This is a genomic window from Brachybacterium sp. GPGPB12 (assembly GCF_038396325.1).
Classification (GTDB): domain Bacteria; phylum Actinomycetota; class Actinomycetes; order Actinomycetales; family Dermabacteraceae; genus Brachybacterium; species Brachybacterium conglomeratum.
Genome location: NZ_CP149573.1, coordinates 916,104 through 941,164, shown reverse-complemented (window position 1 = coordinate 941,164; position 25,061 = coordinate 916,104). Strand labels below are relative to the sequence as shown.

General features: G+C 68.9%; 34 protein-coding genes. 13 read left to right on the top strand and 21 right to left on the bottom strand.

The annotated features are described in order from the left end of the window. Nucleotides 1-50 precede the first annotated feature (50 nt). The 7 genes from WKH84_RS05240 (at nt 51) to WKH84_RS05210 (ending at nt 6,766) form a co-directional block, all read left to right on the top strand. Nucleotides 51-1,295 (top strand): hypothetical protein, encoded by a 1,245-nt coding sequence (locus WKH84_RS05240; protein WP_341855885.1) that lies wholly within the window; start codon nt 51-53, stop codon nt 1,293-1,295. A gap of 182 nt (nt 1,296-1,477) precedes the next feature. Beyond that, nucleotides 1,478-1,783 carry a hypothetical protein gene (locus WKH84_RS05235; RefSeq protein ID WP_341855884.1) on the top strand — a complete coding sequence of 102 codons (306 nt, stop codon included), beginning with the start codon at nt 1,478-1,480 and terminating at the stop codon, nt 1,781-1,783. 46 nt (nt 1,784-1,829) lie between these two features. Continuing rightward, nucleotides 1,830-2,312 (top strand): hypothetical protein, encoded by a 483-nt coding sequence (locus tag WKH84_RS05230; protein ID WP_341855883.1) that lies wholly within the window; start codon nt 1,830-1,832, stop codon nt 2,310-2,312. 627 nt (nt 2,313-2,939) lie between these two features. Continuing rightward, the gene (locus tag WKH84_RS05225; RefSeq protein WP_341855882.1) at nt 2,940-5,057 is read left to right on the top strand and encodes a hypothetical protein; all 2,118 of its coding nucleotides are present in this window, start codon (nt 2,940-2,942) and stop codon (nt 5,055-5,057) included. A 413-nt stretch (nt 5,058-5,470) separates the two neighbouring features. Next, a complete protein-coding gene (locus WKH84_RS05220; RefSeq protein ID WP_341855881.1) occupies nt 5,471-5,620 on the top strand; it encodes a hypothetical protein in 150 nt (49 codons plus the stop codon). Between the two features lie 446 nt (nt 5,621-6,066). After that, nucleotides 6,067-6,285 carry a hypothetical protein gene (locus WKH84_RS05215; RefSeq protein WP_341855880.1) on the top strand — a complete coding sequence of 73 codons (219 nt, stop codon included), beginning with the start codon at nt 6,067-6,069 and terminating at the stop codon, nt 6,283-6,285. A gap of 106 nt (nt 6,286-6,391) precedes the next feature. After that, nucleotides 6,392-6,766 (top strand): hypothetical protein, encoded by a 375-nt coding sequence (locus WKH84_RS05210; protein ID WP_341855879.1) that lies wholly within the window; start codon nt 6,392-6,394, stop codon nt 6,764-6,766. Between the two features lie 112 nt (nt 6,767-6,878). Here the strand turns inward: WKH84_RS05210 and WKH84_RS05205 are convergent, their stop codons facing one another. The 5 genes from WKH84_RS05205 to nrdH all read right to left on the bottom strand — a co-directional run bounded on the left by WKH84_RS05205 (nt 6,879) and on the right by nrdH (nt 9,294). Beyond that, nucleotides 6,879-7,388: a hypothetical protein gene (locus tag WKH84_RS05205; RefSeq protein WP_341855878.1), complete on the bottom strand. Its 510-nt coding sequence runs from the start codon at nt 7,386-7,388 to the stop codon at nt 6,879-6,881. A 9-nt stretch (nt 7,389-7,397) separates the two neighbouring features. Further along, on the bottom strand, nt 7,398-8,351 hold the full coding sequence (locus WKH84_RS05200; RefSeq protein WP_341855877.1) for a hypothetical protein: 954 nt from the start codon (nt 8,349-8,351) through the stop codon (nt 7,398-7,400). Between the two features lie 76 nt (nt 8,352-8,427). Continuing rightward, nucleotides 8,428-8,655, bottom strand: a complete 228-nt coding sequence (locus WKH84_RS05195; protein ID WP_341855876.1) for a hypothetical protein — start codon at nt 8,653-8,655, stop codon at nt 8,428-8,430. Continuing rightward, on the bottom strand, nt 8,645-8,944 hold the full coding sequence (locus WKH84_RS05190; protein WP_341855875.1) for a hypothetical protein: 300 nt from the start codon (nt 8,942-8,944) through the stop codon (nt 8,645-8,647). The genes WKH84_RS05195 and WKH84_RS05190 overlap by 11 nt, the downstream gene beginning before the upstream one ends. Before the next feature lie 113 nt (nt 8,945-9,057). Beyond that, nucleotides 9,058-9,294 (bottom strand): glutaredoxin-like protein NrdH, encoded by a 237-nt coding sequence (gene nrdH / locus WKH84_RS05185; RefSeq protein WP_341855874.1) that lies wholly within the window; start codon nt 9,292-9,294, stop codon nt 9,058-9,060. 192 nt (nt 9,295-9,486) lie between these two features. Here nrdH and WKH84_RS05180 point away from each other — a divergent pair, with 192 nt between their 5' ends. After that, the gene (locus WKH84_RS05180) at nt 9,487-9,837 is read left to right on the top strand and encodes a hypothetical protein (RefSeq protein ID WP_341855873.1); all 351 of its coding nucleotides are present in this window, start codon (nt 9,487-9,489) and stop codon (nt 9,835-9,837) included. Between the two features lie 12 nt (nt 9,838-9,849). Here the strand turns inward: WKH84_RS05180 and WKH84_RS05175 are convergent, their stop codons facing one another. From WKH84_RS05175 to WKH84_RS05100, 16 genes are all read right to left on the bottom strand, one after another. Beyond that, entirely contained in the window at nt 9,850-11,112 is a 1,263-nt protein-coding gene (locus tag WKH84_RS05175) for an AAA family ATPase (protein ID WP_341855872.1), read from the bottom strand. Nucleotides 11,113-11,271: 159 nt separating this feature from the next. After that, nucleotides 11,272-12,189: a hypothetical protein gene (locus WKH84_RS05170; RefSeq protein WP_341855871.1), complete on the bottom strand. Its 918-nt coding sequence runs from the start codon at nt 12,187-12,189 to the stop codon at nt 11,272-11,274. Between the two features lie 354 nt (nt 12,190-12,543). Next, nucleotides 12,544-13,683, bottom strand: coding sequence for an AAA family ATPase (locus WKH84_RS05165; RefSeq protein ID WP_341855870.1), 1,140 nt, complete (start codon nt 13,681-13,683; stop codon nt 12,544-12,546). A gap of 38 nt (nt 13,684-13,721) precedes the next feature. Continuing rightward, the gene (locus WKH84_RS05160; RefSeq protein WP_341855869.1) at nt 13,722-14,339 is read right to left on the bottom strand and encodes a hypothetical protein; all 618 of its coding nucleotides are present in this window, start codon (nt 14,337-14,339) and stop codon (nt 13,722-13,724) included. Further along, nucleotides 14,336-14,839, bottom strand: a complete 504-nt coding sequence (locus WKH84_RS05155; RefSeq protein WP_341855868.1) for a hypothetical protein — start codon at nt 14,837-14,839, stop codon at nt 14,336-14,338. The genes WKH84_RS05160 and WKH84_RS05155 overlap by 4 nt, the downstream gene beginning before the upstream one ends. After that, nucleotides 14,836-15,045 carry a hypothetical protein gene (locus tag WKH84_RS05150; RefSeq protein ID WP_341855867.1) on the bottom strand — a complete coding sequence of 70 codons (210 nt, stop codon included), beginning with the start codon at nt 15,043-15,045 and terminating at the stop codon, nt 14,836-14,838. Before WKH84_RS05150 ends, WKH84_RS05155 begins: the two co-directional genes overlap by 4 nt. 64 nt (nt 15,046-15,109) lie before the next feature. Next, a complete protein-coding gene (locus tag WKH84_RS05145) occupies nt 15,110-15,979 on the bottom strand; it encodes a hypothetical protein (RefSeq protein WP_341855866.1) in 870 nt (289 codons plus the stop codon). Next, a complete protein-coding gene (locus tag WKH84_RS05140) occupies nt 15,976-16,782 on the bottom strand; it encodes a hypothetical protein (protein WP_341855865.1) in 807 nt (268 codons plus the stop codon). Before WKH84_RS05140 ends, WKH84_RS05145 begins: the two co-directional genes overlap by 4 nt. 53 nt (nt 16,783-16,835) lie before the next feature. Further along, complete coding sequence (locus WKH84_RS05135; protein ID WP_341855864.1) at nt 16,836-17,273, bottom strand: hypothetical protein; 438 nt, start codon at nt 17,271-17,273, stop codon at nt 16,836-16,838. Nucleotides 17,274-17,283: 10 nt separating this feature from the next. Further along, the gene (locus WKH84_RS05130; RefSeq protein WP_341855863.1) at nt 17,284-17,445 is read right to left on the bottom strand and encodes a DUF4236 domain-containing protein; all 162 of its coding nucleotides are present in this window, start codon (nt 17,443-17,445) and stop codon (nt 17,284-17,286) included. 76 nt (nt 17,446-17,521) lie between these two features. Further along, entirely contained in the window at nt 17,522-17,740 is a 219-nt protein-coding gene (locus WKH84_RS05125) for a hypothetical protein (protein ID WP_341855862.1), read from the bottom strand. Nucleotides 17,741-17,747: 7 nt separating this feature from the next. Next, nucleotides 17,748-18,008, bottom strand: a complete 261-nt coding sequence (locus tag WKH84_RS05120) for a hypothetical protein (protein WP_341855861.1) — start codon at nt 18,006-18,008, stop codon at nt 17,748-17,750. Nucleotides 18,009-18,058: 50 nt separating this feature from the next. After that, nucleotides 18,059-19,054: a DNA cytosine methyltransferase gene (locus tag WKH84_RS05115; protein WP_341856779.1), complete on the bottom strand. Its 996-nt coding sequence runs from the start codon at nt 19,052-19,054 to the stop codon at nt 18,059-18,061. Nucleotides 19,055-19,068: 14 nt separating this feature from the next. Then, the gene (locus tag WKH84_RS05110; RefSeq protein ID WP_341855860.1) at nt 19,069-19,599 is read right to left on the bottom strand and encodes a DUF4406 domain-containing protein; all 531 of its coding nucleotides are present in this window, start codon (nt 19,597-19,599) and stop codon (nt 19,069-19,071) included. A gap of 63 nt (nt 19,600-19,662) precedes the next feature. Then, entirely contained in the window at nt 19,663-20,787 is a 1,125-nt protein-coding gene (locus tag WKH84_RS05105) for a zinc-ribbon domain-containing protein (protein ID WP_341855859.1), read from the bottom strand. Between the two features lie 4 nt (nt 20,788-20,791). Beyond that, complete coding sequence (locus tag WKH84_RS05100) at nt 20,792-21,379, bottom strand: oligoribonuclease (RefSeq protein ID WP_341855858.1); 588 nt, start codon at nt 21,377-21,379, stop codon at nt 20,792-20,794. 118 nt (nt 21,380-21,497) lie between these two features. On the opposite strand from WKH84_RS05100, the gene WKH84_RS05095 reads away from it, so the two are divergent. The 5 genes from WKH84_RS05095 to WKH84_RS05075 all read left to right on the top strand — a co-directional run bounded on the left by WKH84_RS05095 (nt 21,498) and on the right by WKH84_RS05075 (nt 24,907). Further along, the gene (locus WKH84_RS05095; RefSeq protein WP_341855857.1) at nt 21,498-21,887 is read left to right on the top strand and encodes a hypothetical protein; all 390 of its coding nucleotides are present in this window, start codon (nt 21,498-21,500) and stop codon (nt 21,885-21,887) included. Nucleotides 21,888-21,928: 41 nt separating this feature from the next. Further along, complete coding sequence (locus WKH84_RS05090) at nt 21,929-22,351, top strand: hypothetical protein (RefSeq protein WP_341855856.1); 423 nt, start codon at nt 21,929-21,931, stop codon at nt 22,349-22,351. A gap of 71 nt (nt 22,352-22,422) precedes the next feature. Next, nucleotides 22,423-22,608 (top strand): helix-turn-helix domain-containing protein, encoded by a 186-nt coding sequence (locus tag WKH84_RS05085; protein ID WP_341855855.1) that lies wholly within the window; start codon nt 22,423-22,425, stop codon nt 22,606-22,608. Nucleotides 22,609-23,124: 516 nt separating this feature from the next. Beyond that, on the top strand, nt 23,125-23,418 hold the full coding sequence (locus WKH84_RS05080; protein ID WP_341855854.1) for a hypothetical protein: 294 nt from the start codon (nt 23,125-23,127) through the stop codon (nt 23,416-23,418). Between the two features lie 409 nt (nt 23,419-23,827). After that, on the top strand, nt 23,828-24,907 hold the full coding sequence (locus tag WKH84_RS05075) for an IS110 family transposase (RefSeq protein ID WP_341855853.1): 1,080 nt from the start codon (nt 23,828-23,830) through the stop codon (nt 24,905-24,907). The last annotated feature ends 154 nt before the right edge of the window (nt 24,908-25,061 follow it).

Genomic DNA, 25,061 nt, shown 5'->3' with positions numbered 1-25,061 from the left:
CGTGCTCCCGCCCACTACCCCTGGCACAGGCCATCGAGTGGGAGGACGCGATGAGCGAGATCGCCAGGAACAACCGCAGGGACTCCGCGACCGGAGGGAAGGTCCGCAAGAAGGACACGGGGGAACAGGGCAACGGGGGCCAGTTCGGCGCCCTGGCTCGCTGCGAGGCGAACCTGTCCATCACCTCCGCCAACGACCCCGAGACCCGTTACCTCACCGTCGGCTGGTTCAACGAGAAGCTCCGGAACCACTTCGACGCCAGCGCCCTGCTGACCCGCGCCGAGGTCGATGCGAATCGGGAGCTCCTCGACGAGAACTCGGTCTTCGACCGCATCCGGGAGGACGCCGAACGGCTGTGCCGGCGCCGCGGAGCGATGGAGCACATCGACGACGTCGTGATGGACACCGCCCACGACGTCATCAAGCGCATCCGCGAGAGCGAGGACCGCGACTCCAAGGTTCGCGCCGTCGCCACGGCATCCCTGGTGCGCCGCATGGTCAACGGCCACCTCAACCACCGTCTCACCGGCGAGATCCAGCGCTCCGAGGTCCGCTCCGGGCAGGTGCGCCTTGCGCAGCGAGAAGCACAGCGGCGGCAGGAGCTCGGCCGCGACCTCTCGGCCCGAGAGCGCTCCCAGCTCGCCGCCGAGGTGCGCATGTCCTTCCCGGCCAACAACCGTCCCCCGGAGGACTTCTGGCTGAGCCACAGGGACCGCTTCGTCCAGCAGGACGTCTCCGAGACGGGCTTCGACGAGGAGAGCTGGCTGGACCGTCAGACCCGTCGCTCCCTGCAGTCCGCCCTGTCGGTGTCGGCGGACGAGAGCGCGCTGGAGCCGAGTGCGGAGGAGCCGTTCCCCGAGGCGATCGATCGCTCCCAGATGGATGCGGCCGAGATGCTCTACTTCGTCCGCAACAAGGACGAGTCCCCGGTGCCGATCCACTCCCGCGGCACGGGCACGACGATCTACAACACCCTCGCTCAGTCCATGCGGGTCCCTCCTGCTCGCCCCGACTCCATCACCCACCGCCAGGCGCTTGGCGCTGGCCGCATCGTCCGCGGACACGAGCGCGGAGTCCAGGGGGTGTGCGCTGACTACCTCGACGGCGTCCGAGACGAGCGCACCGAGGCGCTGTTCCTCCCCTTCGGGGACATCGACCAGGAGCGGCGAGAGGCGTTCGCGTCCCGCTTCGAGAACAACGCCTACGCCGAGGAGCTGTGGGGATCGGCGGCGCGGCGCGCGGACCCCCAGCTGAAGAACTTCGACTTCCCCTCCCAGATGGACGACCAGGCGTGACGAGGCAGGAGGGGGACGCACGGTGCGGATCAGGCAGTGCCCCACTCGTCCACGCCACCCGCTTCGGCGCCCCGCGAAGGCTTCGTCGCACGACACAGAATCTCCCGCCCACTACGTCAGACGAGGCGAGAACCGCGCCAGGACATACGTAGCGAAGGGGGAAGCGGGAGACCGCGACAGGTATGGATAACCAGAGGGCAAACCTCAGTGGTGCATGGAGTGAGATCTGGACGAAGGTGAGCCCGGAGATCGAAGGCTTCGCAGTCTTCCTGGTCTTCGTGGCCATCGGAATCGCGGTCTGGCAGATCGCCTCGTTCATCCTCGCTAACCGCCGGCAGGGCGGCGCGGGAGGCGCCGCGCGATCCCTCACCGTCTGGCTCCTGATCGCGGGTCTCATCGCTGCGCCCGCGGCGCTGATCCCTCTGCTCCTGATCATCGCCGACGGATTCATCAACCTCCTCATCGTGGTCGTCAGTCTCGCGGGGTGAGCCGGAGCGACACCGTGATGAGTAACCAGCGAGGGAGGCGGGGCGCGTGAGCGACAAGGAGATCAAGGACGAACAGGAGCGCGAGGTGTTCCTGTACAACCTCACCGACATGACGGGGAAGGGCGCGCAGGAAGACCGGCGCCACGTCCACTTCACGATCGAGATGCGACGCGCCACCCGCAACGCGAACATCCTCGCGGTGCTCGTCACCGCCATCTCGATGCTGATCTCCTTCCCCATCGTGCGCGTCATCCCCCTCGTGCCGATCTGGTCCTTCCTCGTGATCGGCATGGTCGTCTACGCCCTGGTCCTGTGGGCGATGCTCTACCGGTCCCGCCGCGGACTCCGTGTCGCCCAGTGGCAAGCCTTCTGGGACCGCCGACGGGCGCAGGTCGGGGTGTTCATCCAGTACGGCACCGTCGTCGACCCACTGGCCTCGACGCCCCTGCGGATCGTCCCCGCCGGCACCCCCAACACCCTCGCCCGGGACTGGGACACCGAACTGATCCTCGAGGAGGTCACCGAATGAGGACCCAGACCCGCCACCGGGTGAAGGCGTGGGCGCGAGTGCTCGGCCCGATCGCGATCCTCGCCGCGGCGTTCACTTTCCTGCTGTCGCCGGCCAACGCACTGGACCTGACCTCCCCTGGGCAGAGCCTCGAGGTCGCCCCCGGTGAGACCGTCGCGCAGGCAGTGGGCGCCCAGGGCGGCGTCGACCGGCCTGATACCGGATCCGTCCCGGCGTGCGCAACGGTCGCAGGCGAGACGGACCCGATCAAGTGCCTGCCCATCGTGCGATGGGCCATGGCCATGGACCTGGGCAACACCGTCGAGTTCAACGTGACCCAGCCGCCGCGCGGCGTCGAAGTCAACATCATCGAGAAGTCCAGCTATACCGGCATCCTCACCTTCGGCAACATGGTGTGGCTGGTGGTCGCCCTGATCGTCAACGCCGCGACGAACTACAAGGCGAGCGCCCAGCTGGTGAAGCCGCTGAACGACTTCGCTGCCACTTTCGGCACGTCGATCGTCGACTCCGGGGCGATCTTCCTGGTCCTGCTCGCTGGAGCGGCCGGCATCGTCTTCTCCGCCACCCGCGGCGGCTTCAACGTCCGCCGACTCCTCGCCCTGCTCGGCGACCCTCTCGGCGTTCTTCGTGCTCATCTGGGGGTCGATGAACGATGCCGGCGAGGGCACGGACTACGTCCCGGGGACCGGCTCCCCGGCGTGGCTCGTCCAGGAGGTCTCCGGGGCCTTCTCGTCGGCTTCCGATGCCATCGCCACCCCGCTCTCCGACCGCTCCTCGGAATCCTCCACCGTCTTCTCCTCGGACGCGAAGCGGGACCCGACCTCCTGCAAGAGCTACATCGACGAGCTCCACAACCAGTACACCGGCTACTACAGGGGCAACGGGCAGTCCGCACCCGCCGCGCTCGCAGTGATGTCCCGCTGGTGGGAGGAGACGGCCTACCGCGCATTCAGCGACGTCCAGTACGGCGACCAGTCCAACCTCGGCCCCGACTACGCCGCCTGCCAGCGGCTCGAGACCCAGGCGCAGGTCAGCAACGCCTCCCGGAACTCCATCCTCACCGGCGCCTACAGCAGCGGCGAGGAGGACTTCTCCGCGGCTGTCCCACCGACGGGCTCCCCCATGCTTACTGGCGGGGACACCAACGCCAACCGCCTCGGCCGCCAGAACCAGGCATGGGGACTGTGCCAGGTGGACGCCAACGGTGCATACACGCCGCGCTCGGACCTGCCCGCAGAGGGGATCGAGGGCGGCAAGATCGGTGGCCCCCTGACTCCCGAAGCGTGCACGCAAATCTTCACCGGAGACGGGGCGAAGCACGAGACGGGGTTCGTCTTCTCGCCGCCGTTCTCGGACGCCGTCTCGGCGGACACGACCGTCAAGGAGCTCGCCGAGGTCCAGTTCGCCGTCGTCGGCGACAAGAGCACCCTGGACGACCCCGAGAACGGGCTCGCGGACAGCGACCAGGCGTACTACTACGTCTCGAACGCGGCGGGAACGATCCGCACGACCACCACCATGAACGTCATCGTCTACGCAATCGGCGCGCTCATCGGCGGCATCGCCATGGTCATCCTCGCCGGGGTCCTCTTCATCATGAAGCTCCTCAGCTACGTGATGGCGTTCTTCCTGATCATCGCAGCCCTGGCCGGCATCGTCAGTCAGGGCTTCGGCTCCTCAGTGGCCTTCCTCAAGAACTGGATCGGCTACACCGCGATCACCTCGGTGACCACGCCGCTGTTCGCCTTCGTGCAGATGGTTGCCCTCGCCCTCGTGCGCACAGGGGACAGTGTCCTCGGCCAGTGGTCGCTTGCGATGATGCTATGGATCGGACTGTGTCCCGCACTGGCGATCTTCATTCTGAACTGGGCGTTCCGGCGACTCTTCAAGACCAACTCCCCCTTCACGGCGCGCGGCATGCAGGCGATGGCAGGCAACCCGGCGCTGATCGGTGGTGTTGCTCTCGCGGGTGGCGGAATCGCGAAGGAACTCCTGGATCGAGGCCGCCGTCAGCTGACCAGCTCCGCGGTCAAGTCGGTCGGGAGTAGGTTCGGCGGCGGCAAGGTCTCTGCCGACTCGAAGTCCGCGGCGGCGAACGAGGAGATCCTCGGCGACGCCGAGAACCCGGTCCCGACCGAGGGCCTGGGCACTGACTCCGCGAAGGACGCGGTGAACTCGGGTGCCGCCGGTGGAGCTGGCGTGGAGGGTAGCGCGCAGGATGGCGTCATCGGAGAAGGCGTTGTCGGCGCCGGTGCAGACGACGCTGCGGAGGGGGACGTGAAGGATTACGTCGCTGACGCCGCTATGGTCGCAGGCGCGCTGAACCCGTCGGAGGAAGGCGCCGACGCGCAGGAGGCTCGATCGAGCTTCGCCCAGCGCGTGGCCGACTTCGACGCGAATGGCCGCCAGGACGACCGGATCGACAGGACCGCCGCAGGCATCGCCGGTGCCGCGACCGCCGTCGGGACCGGGGTGACGAACCTCGGCCGGGACGGACGCCTCGCGATCTCTCGCGCCTCCCAGATCCCCTCCAACGTGCGCCGACAGATCGCAGGCGGCGCACAGGCACTGCGCCAGCGCTGGGCAGACGGGAAGGCCGCACGCGCGCACTGTGGAACGACAAGGCGCTGGTCGGGCAGTACCTCGCCACCAAGGGATTCGGCGCCGCCACCTCTGTCGTCGGCACCGCGGGCAGCAAGCTCGCCGCGGCCGCCAAGGACCCGGCAACCTATAAGAGGGCCCTGAAGGGCGCCGCACTCTATGGCGGCCTCACTCTGGCGTCCGGCGGCCTGGCCGTGCCTGCTGCCGTGCTCGGCGGGCGTGCCCTGCTCCGTCACCGCAACACTCTGGCCGCTGGGGCGGCGGGTGCCGCCGGTGTGGGAGCGCATGCCCTCACCGGCATCGCCAAGAGCGCGTACCGGGCAGGGGTGCCGGAGATGAGCCAGAGCGACCGCCAGGACGCGCGCAGTCGATGGAGCTCGAGTCCCGCATCCGCCGCGACCAGAGCGAGGATCTGCCCACTCCGATCACGGAGCTCGCCCATGGTCTGCCGGTGGTGCAGGAGCGACAGCTGACCGCCGAGCCGCGATGCCACCGCGTCCTTCGACGCCTTCGAAGCCGAGAACGGACGGTCCCCGGAGCCGCAGGAGCGAGCCGCCATGGTCGACGATCTGCCGTTCTACTCGTCGATGAACGACGACCCGCAGCCGCGGCGACTGTTCGAGCAGAAGACCGCCGAGGAGACCGCTCAGGCGCGACAGATCTTCGAGACCCACCTGCAGCGAAGATGGCGAGCAGATGCGGCGTGAGCAGATGCTGGAGGCGACGCGGGACCTTCCCTTCTACGCACAGTCGGTGCGAGGGCTCGACCCTCGACAGGGGTCGCTCGAGATGCCGGGGCTGGGCAACGCCTCCGCCCCCGCGTGGGAGCCCCGGCGCTCGACGGACGGTCCTTCGACCCGCTGTCCGCACAGGAGCCTGTCGCGATTCCCGTGACGACCGCCGCCCCGGCACAGGCTCCCTTCGACCTCTCAGGGGGAGCGCCGGCAGGGGACTCGGGCGCTTCGTCCGGCGGCCGTCATCGGGCGCCGGAGCCTACGGGCGAGGAGAGCTGACCGAACGAGGAGTGTTCGGACGAGATGAGAGGGGATGAGCGATGAGTACGCGACCGAGGATGCCGGCGGGAGCGCCAGAGGGTGGGCGCTTCGCGTCGAAAGCTCGCTCCGAAGTGGGCGCGGATGCCACACTCGTGCCCATGAGCACCGACGCGTCGGACGGATCGATCTACTACCCTGAGCGCCTGCACAGCGCCGAGGAGCACCTGGCGTGGTGGTCGAGCGTGCCGGTCCCGGACGAGGTCCTGCAGTCCGTGATGGACGACTACAAGAACTCGCGAACGGTCACGGTCAACTCCATCGTGGGCAAGTGGGAAGCCCCGAAGCGGCGTACCCGACTGGAGCAAGGCGGAGTTTGAGGCGCGAGTCCGGGAGTCTGCGGACCAGCACAACGAGAGACATGCGCAGTGGAAGGCTCACATCCCCGAGGAGCTCGACCGGTTCGCCGTCCGCGACGCCGTCCGCATGCACCTGGCCTGGACCTACCGCTACACCCTCCCCACCGAGGAACGGCGAGAGGTCGAGACCGCCAAGGTCACCGTCGGGGACTACACCGGCACTCCCGCAGAGGTGTCCACGCGCTACGCCATGCCCGGCTACGCGGCACGCCATCCGGAGGCATTCACCCGCCTGCCAGACGACAGCGCCGCTCTGCGCAAGCGTCTGGCTGAGCTCCGCGCCGAGGTCGACTCCGTCTCGACCACTGCGAAGAAGATCTACGCCGTCGACCTGATCGAACATGGCTACTCGTCCGAGCAGATCGACGCCGAGCCGCGCGGGGAGGACCCAGGCACACCCGTAGGGGGAAGGAAGGCGCTCAAGAGTTTCAAGGACCGCTGAGAGACCATCGTGGGTCGCGCGAGGCGGCCTCGGGTGGGCGCGCGGGACTGGATCGTTGCCACTCACGCCGCCGGTTCCACGATCGCGGGCATATGCACCTTGCCCAGCGCCTTCATCTTCGCCTGCGCGGGCTCGCGCGCTCGATCGGTCGCCCCACCAGTCGAGACACCATCGCCGCGACCACCACGGCGTCAGCGACGTCGTTGCCCGTGATCTCGGCTTGCCGGTAGGTCGCCGCGGCCGTGACCAGCACGAGATCCTTGCCGGCGTTGCCCTTCCCCGTCGCGTACATCATCCGCGAGGTCGGTGAGACCTCCACGACCGGGATCCCGCGGTCCTCGAGCGCGCCCACGATCCGCCACCACAGGCCCGAGCGATCGTGCATCTTCCCGGCATTGCGCATCCCGTAGGCAGGTGCCTCGATCCCGACGATGTCGGCACCGGCGACCGCCTCGAGCACGTTCGAGGAGATCTGCTCCATCCGCTCGAAGCGGGAGCGGAGAGTCTCCGTGCCGGCCTTCGGGGGCTTCGACGTCACGGTGGACGTCTCCACGCGCTCCGGGGAGCGGACCAGGGCGAGGCCCGTGCACGCCAGGGAGAGGTCGATTCCGGCGACGATCATGCCGCGGCCTCACGCAGCAGGGTGTCGCGGTGGGTGCGCAGGCGCCGGATGGCGCGCCGGCAGTCGGACTCGAGGGTCACCTCGTCCACCCTGACGCCCACACGACGGCATGCCTCCTCGACGCGATCCCGCGGCTCCTGCCCGGGAGGGCTGAACCCCGCGCCGTCGTCGTAGCGGTCGCGCGTCAGCGCGTCGGGCACGTTGCGCACCTCGACCGTCAGCGACGGCATGCGCCCCTTCTCCATGGTGATGATCGGCGTGTACCCCGGGCCGCTCGGCAGGTGCTCGGACTGGACATCGGCGTCGAAGACCTCCAACAGCCTGTCGCGCATGGCGCGTGCTCCACGCGGTGTCCCCGGTGCATTCGCGTCGAGAAGCTCCTCCGCCCGCGGCCGAGGGTGAGCCCGGAACCACGTCGCGAGGGCGTCTTTGCTGGGTCGCGGACTCGCACAGCTCTTCGACCTCGTAGAGGTCATCAGCAGCGACGCGCTCGGCGATCGCGTCGGCGAATCGGTCGGCGTTCTGCGGATCCTGGGCGGACAGGGCTGGGCTCATCTCGGCGAACCGTGCCCGAGACTGGACAGGGGAGAGCTCGTGCGTCTCGAAGGCGAACTCGGAGAGCTTGCGGTGCACGACGTAGGGGTGGTCCATGTTGCCGTCGATCACGACCGTCGACCCGTCGTCGAGCGTCACCCGGGAGAGAGTGCCGTCCTCGTCGTGGTGCTCCACGGTGCCATCGAGCAGGACCCGGTCGGCGACCAGCCCGTTGTCGTAGTGGGTGGTGCCGGCGGCTGGGTAGTCCCAGCAGATGCCGGCGTCATCGTGGTCCCATTCCAGGGAGTCGTCCAGCGGATCGTAGGAGACCTCGACGTCCGCCTCACCGCGGTGGGTCGACCCGAACTGGCCTCCGTTGCCCTGCTCGCCGGTGTCGCGCTTGCGCACCCTCTGGGCCTTCTCTGCCATGGTCCGCTCCTCTTCGTCGCGATCAAGGTCTCGTCCGGTGAAGTGGGCGGGCCGAGGATCTGGCAGGACGGAGGTCTCAGGACCAGTCGTGGACCTGCAGGTCCTCCCTCAGATCCCGCAACGCGTCGTCGACGAGGACGGAGACCTCACCGTCCTCTGCGCCCTCGTATCCGGTGTAGGTCAGCTCGAGGGTGCCGCTGGCCGAGTTCCAGCGGGCCTGGCCAGGGAATCCGAGGTCCTCGGCGAACCGGTCGGGGTCGTCGCCGCACTCCTCGAGGTAGGAGTCGACCTGCTCATCGGGCACCTCCTCGTCGGCGACCTCCCACGGTGCGGACCCGACATGGAACGCTGAGGTGGGCGGCTGGTCCCGGCGCAGCCTGCACGGCGACCACGGTGCGGCCCTCGTCGTCGTAGGACGACTCGACGGATTCAGCGAGCTCTCGTCCGGCAGGGGAGAGGGAGATCGTGCGCCCGGGCGCGGCGTCCGGTCGGGGCTCGACCTCCACGGCCGCTTCGGGGCGCGGGATGGTCCCGAACTGCCCTCCGTTGCCCAGCTCTCCGGTGTCCTTCCTGCGGATCTTCGTGCTCGCCATCGCCATCCTCCTCAGTGCGGCCTCGACACCTGAAGTGGGCGGGACCAGTCCATCGCGGGACAGCGAGCGACCCGCCCACCGATCCGGTGGGCGGGCCGCTGTCGCGAGATCGGTCAGGCGGCGGCCAGGGCGTAGATCGCCTTGACCTTGTCGGGGCGGAAGCCCGACCACTGGTCCTCATCGGTGATCACGACGGGTGCCTGGGCGAATCCGAGCGACTTGACCTTCGCAAGCGCATCGGCGTCCTCGGTGATGTCGACGACGTCGTAGGGGACCCCGGCCTTGTTCAGAGCGCGCTTGGTCGCATCGCACTGCACGCAGAGGGGCTTGGAGTAGAGCGTGACGGTCATCGGGATTTCTCTCCTTCGAAGGGGCGACGGCGCCGGAATCTCCGGCACCGGGTATGCAACTGGTGAAGTGGGCGGGAGCGCTGGGAGCCGCGCACCGGCGGCGGAGCTCGTCCCGCGTTGCGAGATCCTCGAGGTGTCGGTCCCCGCCCACTGACCAGGAAGAGAACGCACCCCCAGTGAAGGGCGAACCCCATGGCGAAGACCCGCAAGCGTGACACCGGCGAACAGGGAAACGGAGGGCAGTTCGGGAGCACAGCGCGCTCCGAAGCCAGGCTGGACCTGTCCGCGATCAGCGACAGCGACCTCATCGAGGCGATCGAGGAGATGGAGCTCGAGGACGACCTCGAGATCGATGTCAACGGGGACGGCGTTGCCGACGGCGAGCTGGACATCCTCCGCGAGGGCGACCGGATCGTGCTGGCCGGGACGATCACCGTCGACGGCGCTTCGAAGCAGGTGAGGGAGGAGGTCGCCCTGGCCACGAGCCTCGAGGGGTCGCGCGCCGAGCTACTCGCCGCTGCCCAACGCGTGGCCGCCGGCTGACCTCCATCCACATCAGGCTCCGAGGTTCTCTCGGACGGACACCATTCGGTCGGCGTCCTCCACCTCTTGGGCGTCGATCAGGGACCGCCAGTCCGGTCCGTGCATCCACGTCAGGTGAGTCATGTGGCGCGAGGCCATGACGCACAGGCGGCCCAAGGACAGGTGGTGGTCGGAGACGGTCGACGCGGAGGCGAGCGGATCGACCGCGACCACGGCATGCCACTGCCCGCCCTGAAGCCGGTCCGCGGTGCCCACCGTGATTCCCGGATACGCGCCGAGAGTGGAAAGGAACCCCGCGATCCCGTTGACTGCCATGTTGTCCCCGGCCACGACGCACACGTCGCTCGTCGTCAACGGACGGGTCCCGTCCTCGGTTGTCACCTCCTTGCCGACGAAGGAATGCGCCAGGCGGGCCACCTCCGCGTACAGATCGACGGGGTCGGCGTGACTCACCTGCACCGCCTCGATCTCCTCATGCCCGGCCACGGAGCGGTCCGGGCGGCCGGAGTCGAAGGCGAAGTCGTACAAGGGGGTGATCGCGTCCACCGTGCGCCGCCCGAGCCGGTACGAGGTCGGCAGGTGGAGCACCCGCGCGGAGGGATGATTGCGCAGAACGTCGGGAGCGCGCCCGTGGGGCGGGTACTGGCTGTCCTCGAAGATGGACGTGTCGGCGGTCGTGACTGGTCCGATCTGCCCCGGATCGCCGACCATGAGCACCTGCTCGCTGCTCTTTGCGGCGGCGGCGAGAGCCGCGAACGTGGACTGGTACGCCTCATCGACGATCAGCGGCTCGGCACGGGACTTCGTGCCCATGCCCAGAGACGCCATGGTCTTGACGACGATGTCTCCCGCCTCGCCCTGGAAGGATCCGTTGCCAGGAGTGTGGATCGCGGTCGTGGAGGCACTGTCGACCCCATTCATAGCGAGGACCACGGACGCATCGTGGTTCACCGCCGCGATGCGCTCGGCCACCGAGTTGGCCGCTGCGCGGGTCGGGGTGGCGATGGTGAGGGTGAGGTCCGTGTTCGCGCCGAGCCACAGCGCCGCGTTGACGAGCAAGGTGGTCTTCCCCGAGCCGGGCGGGGAGTCGATGACCGTCACCCTGCGCCCCGACGCCGTCTCGTACAGAGCCTTGGACAGGACGGAGCCGGGGACGAGCCGCCGCCAGGGCGGGAGATCCCGCGCGGCCTTGACCTCCTCGGGAGAAGGTTCCACCCTCGGCGCCCTCGAAGTGTCGATGCCGAGGGTGTTGAGGTCCTTCGCGCTCAGCGCCACGGGGAGTCTCCTTCGCCGATTGACTGGTTCCTCCACCTAGTGGGCGGACCCGCACGTCCGCAGGACGCATGGCCCCGCCCGATGGGGCTCACACGACCTGGCCCTTCGTGGACACCGACGGCATCCAGTCGGGCGTGCTGTCGGTGCCGTCCGAGGTGATCAGAGCGATGGTGGGGAACGTGGTCGGCGACTCCGGCCACGGGGTGCCGCCGTCGGTGCCGACGATGACGAGATCCGGCTCCCTGTCGAACAGCTCGGGGATCGCGGCGAGGCCCAGACGCATGTCCGTGCCGCCACCACCGGAGGCCGAGCGCGCACGTTCTTCTCGGAGAGGCGACGCGCCTTGTAGACCGCGGCGTCGACGTCCAGGATGAGCACCCGGTCCTCATGGATGCCGCACTGAACGGCCAACGCCTCGATCTCGCGCCCCATCTCGCCGAGTTCGCGGTCCTCGACGGACCCGGAGGTGTCGCGGATGAAAACTGCCGTGGGCTCGGGCCGGAACGTGCCCGGCAGGAGGATCTTTCGCCCCTTGGAGCCGTCGGGCATGCGCACCCGCACCGCCTGTCGACGCGAGGCGCGGGAGAACGTCTTGTACATGCCGCGAGGCTTGCGATGAGCGGCTTTGCGCAGGTACCCGCCGATGATCGTCTGCCACGGGATAACGCTCGGAGCGGTGGCCTCCGATGCCCAGCGCCCCAGACGGCCCGCGCCGACCCCCTTGCCCTTGAGGATCTCCTCGGCGACGGTGTGCACGGCGGCGACGACCTCGAAGTCCTCCGCCGGGGGAGCGAGGAGGTCCAGGTCCTCCCAGGTGCGGGTGAGGAAGTCCAGCGAGGCACGGTCCCGCAGGTCGGTGCCGAGTGCGAGAGCGCCGTCCAGCAGGCCGTCGACCATCTCGCCGACGTGGAAGAGGTCCATCTCGGCGTCACGCGCCCTGCGAGCCAGCTCGTCGTAGTACTCGGCGGCGCTGAGACCGCGCTCCGCACCCAGCGACTCGGCGGTGCTCGACACGGTCGAAGGGAAGGGGACCCCCGCGTCCTCGAGGTCGTCGTTCACCGCAGCGTCGGCCGCCATACGCCACAGGTCGGGGAGAGAGGTCCCCGTCGACCTGCAACTTCTGCTCGGCCAGCGCGTGGTGGTCGAACATGACGTGGTACATGAGGTGGATGAGCACCTGGGCGCTCTCGTCATCGCTCCATGACCTGCGCATCTCGTCCACGTCCAGGAAAACCCGCAGGCGTGAGTCGACGGCGCCGAGCGTCTCGATGCCCGGCACGTTGACGTAGCGGGCGGCGTACAGGAGCGCGGAGGCGTAGGGGGCTCGCTTCTCCGCGAGCACGCGCCACACCGCCAGGTGGTCCTCCTGCTCGGTGGTGAGCTTTCGTGCGTGACCGGACATGGGTGTTCTCCTTCGAGTGGGACACCTGATCAGTGGGCGGAGGCCGCCTGCGACGGGACGGCCTCAGCGCCACGCGCCGACGCCGCGGAGCATCGGGCCGAACGTCTCCTCGGCGCGGCGAGGGATCTGGGCACCCTTCGGGGCGCGGGACAGCAGCAGGCGGGCCGAGCGCAGGCACACGTCCTTGCGCCCGGTGGCCTCGGCGCAGTGGAGGAGCACACGCGCGCCGCCTTCCAGGTGTCCAGGTCCCCGCGGTCGACGGCAAAGGAGGCCACGGCGCCGAGAACCGTGAGCGTCTTGGAGGGGTGGTGGTCGGTCCAGTCCTCGGCGGCAGGGTCGGCGAGTACGGCCTGCAGATCGAAGTCCGCCGCCTCGATCCGCCAGCGCAGGAAGCTCTGCGCGGCGGTCTCCCCGACCAGACCGGTCAGCGCGACGTTCTGGGCGTCGGTGCGGGACTCGTCGATGCGGGCGAGGACGCGAATCGCGTTGTCCCAGGAACGCGGGGAGGGCCAGGGGCCACCGGCGCGGGCCGGATCCATGGGCTGGTCGTGGATGAACGGGCGATGGTTGTCCAGGAACGACAGGACCAGGGACCGTTCGCGGGCGATCCTCTCGGGCCGGACATCGGCGTCGTCGACGATCCGCTCGGTGCTCATCGGGAACCCTTCGGCCATGCCGTTCAGCCAGGCGTCGCGGTCCAGCTCCCAGTTCAGGTGAAGCATGCGGTTGGCGATCGGGCCGGTGAGGTCGCTCGCTCCGGCGGAGTACTCGGGAGGGTTGCCGTCCAGCACGATCGCCACGGTCTGGGGGAGGTAGGCGTTCTCGCCCACCTGGCGCTCCTGCAGGATGTTCATGCAGGCCTTCTGCACGTCCTCGTCGGCGAGGTTGAACTCGGACAGCAGCAGCAGGCCCTTGGTGGCCTCGATCAGGCGTGTCGCCCATCCGGGGACGGCGAACTCGGTGGTGTGGGTCTCCTCGTGCAGCGACGGGATACCTGCCACGTCGGACTTCTCCTTGTGGGCCATGATGACCGACTCGAGGTGGCGACGGGACGCGGACGCGTAGTCGCGGACGATCGAGGACTTCCCGATGCCCGAGAGGCCCTTCATGAAGACGGGGACGTTCGCCGCCACAGCGGCGCGGAACACTGCTTCCTGGGTGCTGGTCATGCTCCGACAGTGGGCGGGACGCCACGCCCATGGGACGATCACACGGGCGCGGCGTCCATCCCGGCCAGGGCCAGTTCCGCAGGCACGATCCGTTCGACAGGATCCTCAGGCGGGACCCCGCCGTCCCACGGAGAGGGCTCCTGAGTGGTGAAGCGGGGGGCTCCACCGAACGGAGCCTCCACCAAGAAGACCTCCCTGCCGTATGCGGATCGGAAGGACCAGGTTCCCTTGCGGTCGGGATCGACCTCGAGGACGAACTGGCCGCTGTCGTAGCCGAATCCGGCAACCCGTCCACCGTGCAGACCCGCACCGGGGTTCTGGGGGTCCACCACCCACACGGTCGAGGAGTCGCGGAACGGGATCGCCCCTGCGGGGATCACGCACCGTTCCACCGTCCTCTCCTGGGTGGGCCTCTGGGGGATCGCGCCGACCGTGCGGCGTCCGGCGAGGTTGAAGGGGCGCAAGGTCTCGTCGATCGCGCACAGGGCACGCCACTGGTCGCCGAGCCCCTCCATGGCGACGTACGCCTGAGCATCGCTGAGCGCGCTGGGGAAGGAGCGGGACCGCGTGATGCGATCGCTGGCGGTGGTGATCTTGCCGCACAGGTCCCCGTGCGTGACCGTGCCGCGGATCGCGAGCCGGTAGAGGTCGCTCATGCCGCCCACTGAGCGGGGGTCGGAGATCTGCGCGCCCTCGCCCAGGCGTACAGGTCGTCGGTGTCCTCGAACGGCGCCCAGTACCGTGCCGCCAGTCCTCGGGTGATGACCGTCAGCGTCGAGTACCAGGGGGTGGCAAGGGCGGCGTCGAGGACTCGGCGGGCCGCGAGCACGGCGTTGCGCTCGTCGATGGTGTTGAAGCGCGCCTTGGAGAACGCTCGGACCAGCATCCGGAGGTCTCGGAGGGTGGGCAGGACGACCTCGCGCCGCGACTCGGAGTCGCTGTCGGTGTTCATCAGGACTGCAGCGATGTCCCGGCCCTTCATCGGCCCGTCGGACGTGCACACTCTGCCCTTCTCGACCCACACGAACAGCTTCTCGCGGGCATGCAGACTCGGGAGGGTCTCGGACATGCGGCGGATCGCTTTGCCGGTCCGGGCGGCCTGCTCCCGGTGCTGGGCGGCGACCTCAGCGGCCTTCATGGTGCCGGTGGAGTTCACTCCTTCTCCTCACCCAGCGACCAGCCGTCCACCGTCAGCCGCGTCATCGCGACTGCGAACCCGACCCCGACCAAAGACAGCAGGAAGGAGGACAGGCCGTGGTTCCAGAAGAACGCGACGGTGGCGCACAGGATGGCCAGGAGGGCGGCGATCTGTGCCGGGAGCCGGCTGGTCCAGTGGACCGGAGTGTCCTGCGAGGTGTCCATGTCCTGCCCTTTCTCTCTGTGAGTTCGTGGGAGGAGTGGGCGGTATGGGCACCTCGCGGGACGTTCAGGACACCTTGGTGCGGCGGCTGTGGGTCGTCGACGTTCCGTAGTAGCGGCCGCAGTCCTCGCACTGGACTGCCACGTCCACGCTCGCGTTGCCGGCCTTGCGGACGTAGGTGTTGTACGCCTTACCCGTGGAGCTCGACTCAGACATGCGTCCCCAGGTCTCGGGGTCCATGTCGTAGACGTAGGCGCCGGTGGGGTTGTTCTTGCTCGGGCTCATCACGAAAGTCGCCTGCTGGGCGTCCGCGTTGTAGCCCATCTCCTTGATCCAGGTGGAAGCGACCTTCCGGGTCTCCACGCCGGTGCCGGAGGCGCGGTGGCGGTAGGTGGCGATCAGCTGGGCAGTGTGCTCGCGGGTCAGGGTGGGGCGCCGGGACTCGAGGGTCGCGCGCACGGACTCGGACACCTGCACCTTGCGCTCCGGGTCGAAGCCGGAGGGCATGGTGACCTCGAAGGAGCGCCCCTTCTTGGAGACGCGGACTGCGCTCATGGTGGGGGACCCGTCCGGGCCGGTGTACTCGATGGGCATCTCGAAGGGCCTCGACTCGTCACCGGTGCGCTCGGCGACCTGCGCGGCGAAGCGTCGCACGGAAGCGTGCGAGGGCATGGTGATCGAGTAGTCGGCCCCGCTGTAGGTGCGGCGCTGAGGACGGCCGTCGTCGCGCCCCATCGTGGGGACGGTGCCCGTGCTGTCGGTGAGCTGGGAGGCCTTCTGCCACCACTGCTCGGCCGACTGGGGCGATCCGTCGGTCTCGACGAACCGAGCCTGAGGGACGGCCACGTCGGCGTCCGCCCGCGAGACGGTGCCGAACTGGCCCTTGTTCCCCTTCTCGCCGGTGTCGCGCTTGCGGATCTTCCTGTCCTGGCTCATCTTCGCCGCCTCCCTCTCGTGGTCCTCACCCGGTGAAGTGGGCGGGGGCGCGACGGCGTGTTCTCGAGGTCCTCGAGGGACACCTGCATCTCCGCGGAGAACTCCCGAGATCGGCGGGCGATGATCTCCTCGAGGCGGATCTGGGCGAGCTTGCGGGTGGTGACGAGGGCGGAGCCGTAGAGCTCGTCCCGGGCGGCGAGGACCCACAGCACTGCCCATTCCTCGGCGCGCACCGATCTCGGATCTCCGAGCACGTCATGGCGCAGAGCGTCCATCGCCGCGCTTCCGTCGCGAAGGTCGTCCTCGGTGAGGTAGCGGATCCCTGACTCCGACATCTCCCGCGCCGCGTACTCGGGATCAGCCGGGTAGCGCGCCGACGTGAGCGTGTGGGCCAGGCCGACCTTCGGCAGCGAGCACCAGCGCGCCGTAGGCCACCAGTGCGGCCATGACGATCGGCTGGGCGGTCTTCTCCAGGACGGACCCCCGAAGCACCGTGAAGACGTCCAGCGACAGGCACACCAGCAACGCCATCCCGACCATCGGGACGGCGACGAAGAGCGACGCGTACAGCAGGCGGTCGTAGCGCGCGTGGCGATGTCGCGCAGGGAGTACGCCCGCGGCTCGGCAACTAGCGTGTCGCGGAATCCGGCGGCGTCGTCGCCGGGGGGAACGAGAGCGAGAACGTCCGGCCCGACCTTGCGGATGCGGACGTAGTGGTCGCCGGTGGAGACGTCGTCGATGCGGTACGGGGGCGCGTTCGAGGACAGGGGGACGAGGACGGTGTCAGGCGCGCGGGTGTTCATGCTCCGAGCAGTGGGCGGGGGCGCGAGCAGGATCGCAACTCACGCCTGCGGCCTCACAGGATCCGCGGAGACGTCTCGGGGTCCTGAGGCTGTCGGGCCCGTCGACGGGATCGCGTGACCCCGTTGGCGATGGCCTCGAGCACGAGCCAGAGGACGGCGCCGCCGAGGATGATCCAGCCGATGGTGTGCAGGGGGATCTGTGCGACCTCGGCCGGGGCGAGGAGGAGCAGACCGGTGCCGAGCGCGCCGAGGATGCTGGGGTCTCGCATGTTGGCCTCGCGGAACATGAGGTTCCCGTTCATCTGGGCTCGGGCAGTCCCGTTGGCGATGATCTCGCCGAGCGGCCAGACCAACGACCAGGCCCCGACGATCCATCCGACGGCTGAGGTGGGGACGCCGGCGAGGCCGTCGGGCAGAGCGAAGATCAGCACGATCCCGACGATCAGACCGAGGATCGGCTGACCGATGGAGGCTTCGCGGAAGGAAAGCATGGCGTCCTCCTCAGAACTTGAGGCTCAGGCCCTTGAACAGGCGAATCGAGTTGCGGCCGCGGGAGTTCAGCGTGACTCGGCCGATCTTCACCGACGTGCTGACGCCGGAGTTCGACACGTTGACGTGCGACTTCTTCCCGACCTTCACGCGCTTCTGGATGCGGAACCCCACGACGTACCTCCTTGCTCGACCTACCCGTCTGCACCAGTGGGCGGGGCGAACAGCGCCACGCGTTGAGGGGTCGAGGTCAGGCGGGGTCGCCGTGGAAGTCGAGTCCGGCCTCGGGGAGCCGCGTCCGGGCCTCCTCGATCTCCTCGCTGGCTCGCTGCAGGTGGGAGCCGATTCGTTGAGCGAGCACCCGGTCGCTCTGGGAGGTGAAGTTGCCCTTCTCGATCCGACGTGCGGTCGCACGCGCTCGAGCGGCCTGGGCGGCAAGGTCGGTGTGGTTGATCGCGGTGAAGTCCATGGTGTGCTCAGCTCTCGGGGTGCTTGCGTGCGGTCTGGCAGTCCGGGCGGCGCTTGTACGGGGTCGCGGGGTTCCGCGGCCCCATCAGCACGTCGTAGTCGTCTCCGGCGTGGTTCCAGCCCGCATGGACGATCGGATCGGAGACCCGCTGCCCAGTGGCGGTGCGCAGGCACACGGCGCACTGCACCGTCGTGCGACCGCCGTCGACGTGCTCGACGATCCCGGACGTACATCCGGGCACCGTCGGGTACGTCTGGGTGTGCGACATGACCGTGACCTCGCAGCGCCGCTCGGGCAGAGGGATGGTCGACAGGTCCATCACGCCGCCCCCGCGAGCGACGCCGCGACCCGCTCCCCGAGGAAGCGGGCGACGCGGACCGGGACGGCGTTCCCGATCTGCTTCACGACGTCACGCTGGGAGCCATGGAACCGGTACTCGTCGGGGAATCCTTGCGCGCGGGCTCGCTCGCGCGGGGTGAGCATCCGGAACCGCGGCCCCTCGCTGGTGAGGGTGGCGATGCCGTGGTGGTTGCCGCCCGCCGTGACGGTCGCGAGCGGATGCCGGTCGGCGCGGTGCGGGCGAGCGTTCCGCCGATAGGTCACCAGGTGCGGGACGTCTCGCTCGGTGATCTGCTCGATCTGCGGCGTCACGTACAGCGGCCGCATGACCGGCTTCCCCGGGTCGGGGTCGAGGATCTGGTCGGCGTGCCGGCGCTCCACGACCGGGAGGGTCAGGTCCACGGGCGCGCCCTGGGTGAAGATGCCGAACCACCGGGTGCGGGACTGCGCCTCGCCGAGGTCCGCGGCGTTGATGAGCGTGTCCTGCACGCCGTAGCCGAGAGCCCGGAGCCCGTCCAGCCACCACGGGAACAGGCTCCACCGGGTGAACTCCGCGACGTTCTCCACCACGATGACGGGGTAGCGGTGCACCTCCGCCGCGGCGATCACAGCGAACGCCGTCGCGCGGTCGATCGCCCCGGCATCGGTCATGAGCCGCTCACTCCCCGCCGGGGGCCGCTTCCTGCCGCCGGCACGGGCATGCCACACGCACGACGGGGACGCCCACAGGATGGTCGTATAAGGGAAGAGGCGGAAGTCCGTCTCGGACAAGTTCGCGGTGTGATGGACCGCGTCGGGGTGGTTCTCCTGGTGGGTCCGCACCGCGGTGGGCCAGTGGTTCGCTGCAGCTATCACCCTGCACCCGGCTTGCTCGAGCCCGGTCGACGAACCGCCGGCCCCGGCGAACAAGTCCGTCGCGGTGACCAGGTCGCCTAGCTGACCATCGGCCGACCATGATGTGCGTACGGCACGCATGGCTTCCTCGGTGCTCATCGGTTCTTCCCACCTCGGCGGGCGTCGGCGCGGACCTTGTCGCCCAGGCGCATGAGGCTCGCGCGGAGGTCCGCCGGTGTGCCAAGCGGATCGACCATCACCGTCGGAGCGTTCCTCTCGATCTCGGCGACCCGGGACGAATCCAGCGGGGCACCCGCCCGGTCGGCCTCGGGCGCAGGGCTCACCGGCTCGAGGGAGAGCCAGTGGGCCACCGGGGCGGTGAGGAGGTCGCGGCGCCTGGCGAGGGCGACCTCGAGGCGTGCTCCGTGCGAGCTCTCCCAGCCGCCCAGGAGCGCGACGGCATCCGCGTTCAGCAAGATCTGCAGGCCGGCGGCGAGCACGTCCTCGTAGGAGAGGCCGTCAGCCAGCACACCGGAATCGGTGGGGGAGAGGTGAGCGAGCACAGCCGGGGAGAGCGGCTCGTATCCCGCTGCGGCCAGGTCCTGCTCGGCACGGTCGAAGGAAGGGTAGTTGAAGTCGGGGAGCCCGCTCATGGGGCCGGCGATGTAGATGCGCAGGGCGCTCACGGGGAACCTCCGGTCTCGAGTGATGGGAGGTCAGTGGGCGGTGATGCCCCGTCGCGGGACGTCCTACGCGACGAGAGACAGATCGGGGTTCGCCGACGTCCTCCAGTCGACGCTTCGCGCCACGATCCGCCCTGTCTCCGCGATGTTGGCGATGTGGATCGCCTTCGCGTCGGTCTCGGACAACGTCGGGCACGGCACTCCGATCCGCTGGAGACGCTCGGCCAGATGCGGCCACATCCGGTAGACCAGATCGCTCCGAGTGCGGGTGGGGATATCGATCGTGTGCGAAAATGCCGAGGGGCCGAGGCGCTTGGTCCTGGAGCCGGGGTTCTCTGGCTCGGCCATCCCCTCGCGCAGGCGGATCGTGACGCCGCCGAGAGCGTGGACCTGGGCGTCTTTCCTCATCTCTCGCTCGGCGATGCCCGGGCGGGAGTGGGCTCGAGAGCCGTCGTACTCGATGCACACCAGGCGCTCCTCGTGCGTGATCACGATATCGGTGGCGGAGCCGAGTCCCGTGGCGATGACCCTGCCGAGCTCCACGTCCGCACCGGCCGCGCCGAGCAGCCTGCTGCGCGCGAGGTAGGTCTGCACCTCTGGGGCGGACACTCGGGCCTTGCACCCCTCGCAGCGGCGGCGGTTGCCGGGATCGATGTACCACTCCGTCCGACAGCGTGGACAGTGCCACAGCGCAGCGAAGGCGGTGGATCTGGTGGTGACCATGTCGGGCCGCACCACGCCGTTGAGCGGGGACCATTCGGTGGCGTACGGCGTCTCGGACACGAGGGGCGAGCCTGCGGCCAGGGACGCGTCGAGATGCCTCGCGAGGCGCCTCCAGCGAGACAGACCCTGCCAGAACAGCCTCATCGTCACGACCGAGACTCCGTGGCTATTGGGCGCCCTCAGGCACCGGATCGCCACCGTCTCCTCGCTGCAGGACAGATAGGACTCGATCGGGCCGTTGAGGTCCTCGACCCATCGCTTGGCGAGATTCTCCAGGTCGGGTGACGACGGGATGAAGGACAGGCCGTAGAAGGTGCGACGGCTCGTCTTCTCCGAAGGCCGCTCGAGGATCGTCTCGTACTGGCCATCCGCCCGGAGAACTGCCTGAGCCTCCTCGCGGCCGGACCGACCCTTGCGAGGGATCGACAGGCGGATCCCGAACCGCTCGAGGGCCACCTGGTCGACCACGCCGTCAGGCATGAGCCATCACCGATCGGCGGATCTCGCGCAGAGAGGCGAGCTGGCTGACGGAGTCACGGATGTCGCCGAGCGCGCGATGGTTCCCCGCCGGCGCATTGCGGCGCCGCTCTGCCGCGATCTCGTCGGCGTACCCATCGCGGACCATGTCCTGCTCGATGCTCGAGACGTCGATGCTGCGGTAGTGCAGGCGGGAGAACGTCTGAGGGGCATGTCGGTCGAGGAAGCCTCGATCGTGGGTGATCGAGTTGCCGCCGAGGAGGAACGGCCCGGCAGTACCGGCGGCGACCTGGTCGATGTGGGCGGCGATCCAGCGGTCCGCGGCATCGAGGGTGAGCGCCGCAGGGGAGTCGAGCTCGGAGATGAGCCCGTTGGACGAGTGCATCGCCGTGACGAACGGATCCATGCGCGCGAGGGCGTCTTCGACTCCCTGTTCCGGGGCGATGACGACTGAGGTCGCTCCGAGCTCGTGCGGCGCGTTGTCGGTGACGACCACGGCGACCTCGAGCGAGCAGATCGCGATCGGGGTCCAGCCCGGTCGTCTCGGTGTCGATCCAGACGATGAGGTTCGGGTTCGCGGCACGCATCGGGGGCTCCTTCGGGATGTGCGCTGGGCAGTAGGCCGATTCGGGCGTCGAGAGGGCGGTCCTGTGAGGAGACCACTTCGCCCACTGACTCGGCACCGCAGCGAGAGGACCACCATGACGCGACCGGCAGACAATCCAACCGAGGCCACGCAGGCACAGGAGGCTAATCCCGGCCCGGCCAGCGAATCGCTCGAGCGAATCGCCGAGACGCTCACGGAGACGTCGATGAGTGCCGGCGTCGACGTCGCAGCCCAGACGATCGCGGACTCCTTCGACGGCCTGGACGCAGAGACCCTGAAGTGCGCTCACCTCGCCGCCATCAGCACGGCCGGTGGTGACCCCACCGGATACGTGCTTCCGGAGCTGATCCGACGGCTCGACGTGGCAGAGGACGCCGCGTTCCCTCTCCGCGTCACGCGGCAGGAGTACCGGCTCTCGATCCGCGCGCTGTTCACCCCGTTCGGCGCTCCCGACCTGGGAGAAGCACTTCGCGCCGCCCGGTGACCGCCCCAGTCGTCCCAGGCATCAGCAGAGAGGAATCGCCCATGACCCGCTCGACGGCCCCACTTTCACCTCCCCTCCTCGTCACGATCTCGACCTGCTCTGTCTGCGGCACCCCGATGCGTCGCATCTGGACAGATGACCTCGCCGACTACCGATGGCGAGCCGAGGACGGCGACGTGGTCGGCGTCGCGAAGGACGTGCCCGACGGGGCGCCGGAGTCCACCGAGGAGCCGCTCGATCTGCTCGTCCTGCGCGGAGACTTCGACGCGTACTCCTCGCTGCTGGCCCTTTACGAGAGCGGATCGACCCTGTCGCCGTGGGAGCATCGCCACCAGGCGATCGAGCCGCGCTCTCCGGACCAGGTGGTCCCGGAGTGCCACGGCTGGCCCATGCGGGCCGCTCCGGGAGTCTGGATCTGCCGCGTGGACGGTGACGTCGTCCGGCCGCTGGATGATGCGGCGTGAGCATGCGTCCCCTCCGAGAGCACGCGCCTTCGGCGGCAGGGTCTACGGCGCGCATCGGAGCCGCGGTACGGGTGCACAGGGTGAACCTCGAGCTCAGCCGCACCGACCTCGCCGAGCGGCTCGAGGTGCCGGTGGAGACGGTGATCGCGATCGAGGACGGGGAGTACGACCCGCGCCTCGCCCTGGCGCCCAGGCTGGAGGCCGCACTCGATCTCGCCCCTGGGAGCATCGCTGCTGCAGGGCGATCGGCGGCTTGAGCGCACGCCGGAGAATCCCCCGCCCACTGGACGTGGTGAGCGCACCAGGACGCTCGACCCAGGCGAAGGGCTCTCGCGCGCCTCCGCCGCTCGAGGGGCAAGGTCCACCGGATCACCGGACATGTCGAACCCACGTCTCTCGGCGTCGGGCGCGAGACGATGCCAGGAAGAAGCACGTGATGGTCCGCAACAGCGCCCGCAAGAAGGCGACCCGACAGCACATGGACGCCACCGGCCGTTCCTACCTCGACGCATCCCGAGATCTCGCCGCCCCCGCCGGCCGGCTGATGCCGGCGGTCGACCTCGGACCTGCGGCGTCCGGCGTCGGACGAATGGCCTGGGCTCCCGAGAAGGACGAGGAGCCCCATCTCCTCATCGAAGGTGCCACCGGGTCCGGGAAGAGCCGCGTTCTTCGGGACATCGTCCGGCAGTTGACCCCGAAGAGCACCGTCATCCTCTGCGACCCCGTCAAGGGAGGCATCGACCTGGAAGGATCCGAAGCCCCTGTCCTCACCGATGTCGCGACGATCGCGCGGCCGTCTCGAGGAGCTCGACGCGCCCGCGTCCTCCGTACCGTTCCTGGAGGTGCCGGCGGTCGTGGTGATGGACGAGCTCGCCGGACTCAGCCACTCGGAAGACGGGAGGGATGTGCTGACCCTGCTCGACCACTTCGCACGGACCGGCAGGTCGAAGAGGATCCACGTCGTCGCCAGCAACCAGCGGTTCGACCACGAGACGCCTCGCGCTCTCCGCGACCTCAGCAGGCGCATCCAGACGGTCGGCGGTCCGTCATGGTCGGTCCGCGAGTGAGATCTCGGTCCTGCGAGGCGGCGTGGCCGCCCACTGATGCGGTGCCGCCGGAGGCCTTGAGCGCCGACGGCGCCGCATCAGAAGAAACGAGGTAGGACTGAATCGCCTGTAAGTGTTCGTGGTGGCCGGCCCGGGGCTGGCTGGCAGGGTTGGTGCTGGTAGCCCGGCGCCCGTCGTGACTCCTGAATCGGCTGACCCCTGCGGGGTGTCATTCCCGGGATCTGTCCGGCGGGGGCCGGGTGCCGGCGCCAGCCCTGGCCCACCACGATGGCTTGATCAGAAGCATGTCCACCGCCGGGAGCTCGATCTCGGCGGCGTGGCTCATTACAGGCCCGCCTCGTAGTGACTCTCATCCTGGGCCGACGCCGGCAACGACGTCCCGTCCCAGCGATTCGAGAGGAACATCGTCATGAACAGTCTGCCTGCCACCGTAGGGGACTTCTACCGATACGTCGTCGGAGTCGACACCCACGCCGCAACCCACTCCTACGCGATCATCGAGGCTCCGAACGGCGGCCTCATCGATCAGAATGTCTTCCCGACCAGCCCTGCAGGGCTGCGACGCGCACGAGAATGGATCGTGCGCCGCACCGAGGGAGACCTCGACGGTGTGCTGATCGCCGTGGAAGGAACCGGCTCTTACGGGGCAGTTCTCAGCGACGTCGCGCAGCAGGTCGGCTACCGAGTCGTCGAGGCACCGACCCCGCGTCGTGCACGAGCCCGAAGCAAGACCGACGCCCTCGACGCGCTACTCGCCGCCCGATCGAGTCTCGTCATGCCGTTGACGACGTTGCGAGATCGTCGCACCGGTGACCTGCAGTCGGCGCTCCAAGTCCTCACCGGTGCCCGCGACCAACAGAACGCCGACAGATTGCGGTGCATCAACGCCCTCACCGCACTCGTGAGAACCCACGACCTTGGAATCGATGCACGCCGGGCCTTGACCGGACCGCAGATCGCGACGATCGCGAGCTGGCGTCGCCGAGAAGAGACGCTGGGGACAGCAACCGCCCGCGCCGAAGCGACACGCCTCGCGAAGCAGATCACGACGCTCGAGAGGGACCTCGCCGAGAACCGTGAACGGATCACTCACCTCGTGGAGACCACAGCTCCCGAGCCGCTGGACCTGCCAGGAGTCGGCGCAGTCACCGCAGCCGTGATCTTGACGGTCTGGTCGCACCCCGGCCGAATACGCAACGAGGCCGCATTCGCCATGATCGCAGGAGTCTGCCCGATCCCGGCCTCCTCGGGTAACACCACGAGGCATCGCCTCAACCGCGGTGGAGACCGACGGCTGAACCGCGCGCTGAACACCATCGTGCTCACCAGGATGCGCACCGATCCTGCCACCCGCACCTACATCGAGCGGCGCCAAAGCGAGGGCAAGACATCCAGAGAGATCCGACGCCGCCTCAAGCGCTACATCAGCCGCCAGATCTTCCGATCACTCGCAGTTGCCCACCCCGTCCCGGACGCCGCCGCGGCTTGACACAACATAGAAGCATCCCGGGTCTGGTGGAGGCTCTGAATCCACGGGAGGATGAGGAGCATGGCGGCACCGAGGAAGTACCCCGACGAGCTTCGGGAGAGAGCCACGAGGATGGCAGTTCAGTCACGGCGCGATCCATCGACGAGGTCGGGAA

Coding starts and splice junctions, on each gene's coding strand:
- WKH84_RS05165 (WP_341855870.1), bottom strand. CDS start 13,683: ATGACCAGCACCCAGGAAGCAGTGTTCCGCGCCGCTGTGGCGGCGAAC.
- WKH84_RS05125 (WP_341855862.1), bottom strand. CDS start 17,740: ATGGACTTCACCGCGATCAACCACACCGACCTTGCCGCCCAGGCCGCT.
- WKH84_RS05140 (WP_341855865.1), bottom strand. CDS start 16,782: ATGAACACCCGCGCGCCTGACACCGTCCTCGTCCCCCTGTCCTCGAAC.
- WKH84_RS05150 (WP_341855867.1), bottom strand. CDS start 15,045: ATGGACACCTCGCAGGACACTCCGGTCCACTGGACCAGCCGGCTCCCG.
- WKH84_RS05135 (WP_341855864.1), bottom strand. CDS start 17,273: ATGCTTTCCTTCCGCGAAGCCTCCATCGGTCAGCCGATCCTCGGTCTG.
- WKH84_RS05090 (WP_341855856.1), top strand. CDS start 21,929: ATGACCCGCTCGACGGCCCCACTTTCACCTCCCCTCCTCGTCACGATC.
- WKH84_RS05075 (WP_341855853.1), top strand. CDS start 23,828: ATGAACAGTCTGCCTGCCACCGTAGGGGACTTCTACCGATACGTCGTC.
- WKH84_RS05235 (WP_341855884.1), top strand. CDS start 1,478: ATGGATAACCAGAGGGCAAACCTCAGTGGTGCATGGAGTGAGATCTGG.
- WKH84_RS05160 (WP_341855869.1), bottom strand. CDS start 14,339: ATGAGCGACCTCTACCGGCTCGCGATCCGCGGCACGGTCACGCACGGG.
- WKH84_RS05220 (WP_341855881.1), top strand. CDS start 5,471: ATGGTCGACGATCTGCCGTTCTACTCGTCGATGAACGACGACCCGCAG.
- WKH84_RS05115 (WP_341856779.1), bottom strand. CDS start 19,054: ATGCGTGCCGTACGCACATCATGGTCGGCCGATGGTCAGCTAGGCGAC.
- WKH84_RS05095 (WP_341855857.1), top strand. CDS start 21,498: ATGACGCGACCGGCAGACAATCCAACCGAGGCCACGCAGGCACAGGAG.
- WKH84_RS05170 (WP_341855871.1), bottom strand. CDS start 12,189: ATGGCGGCCGACGCTGCGGTGAACGACGACCTCGAGGACGCGGGGGTC.
- WKH84_RS05215 (WP_341855880.1), top strand. CDS start 6,067: ATGAGCACCGACGCGTCGGACGGATCGATCTACTACCCTGAGCGCCTG.
- WKH84_RS05200 (WP_341855877.1), bottom strand. CDS start 8,351: ATGGCAGAGAAGGCCCAGAGGGTGCGCAAGCGCGACACCGGCGAGCAG.
- WKH84_RS05205 (WP_341855878.1), bottom strand. CDS start 7,388: ATGATCGTCGCCGGAATCGACCTCTCCCTGGCGTGCACGGGCCTCGCC.
- WKH84_RS05080 (WP_341855854.1), top strand. CDS start 23,125: ATGTCGCGACGATCGCGCGGCCGTCTCGAGGAGCTCGACGCGCCCGCG.
- WKH84_RS05145 (WP_341855866.1), bottom strand. CDS start 15,979: ATGAGCCAGGACAGGAAGATCCGCAAGCGCGACACCGGCGAGAAGGGG.
- WKH84_RS05240 (WP_341855885.1), top strand. CDS start 51: ATGAGCGAGATCGCCAGGAACAACCGCAGGGACTCCGCGACCGGAGGG.
- nrdH (WP_341855874.1), bottom strand. CDS start 9,294: ATGACCGTCACGCTCTACTCCAAGCCCCTCTGCGTGCAGTGCGATGCG.
- WKH84_RS05120 (WP_341855861.1), bottom strand. CDS start 18,008: ATGTCGCACACCCAGACGTACCCGACGGTGCCCGGATGTACGTCCGGG.
- WKH84_RS05180 (WP_341855873.1), top strand. CDS start 9,487: ATGGCGAAGACCCGCAAGCGTGACACCGGCGAACAGGGAAACGGAGGG.
- WKH84_RS05210 (WP_341855879.1), top strand. CDS start 6,392: ATGCACCTGGCCTGGACCTACCGCTACACCCTCCCCACCGAGGAACGG.
- WKH84_RS05190 (WP_341855875.1), bottom strand. CDS start 8,944: ATGGCGAGCACGAAGATCCGCAGGAAGGACACCGGAGAGCTGGGCAAC.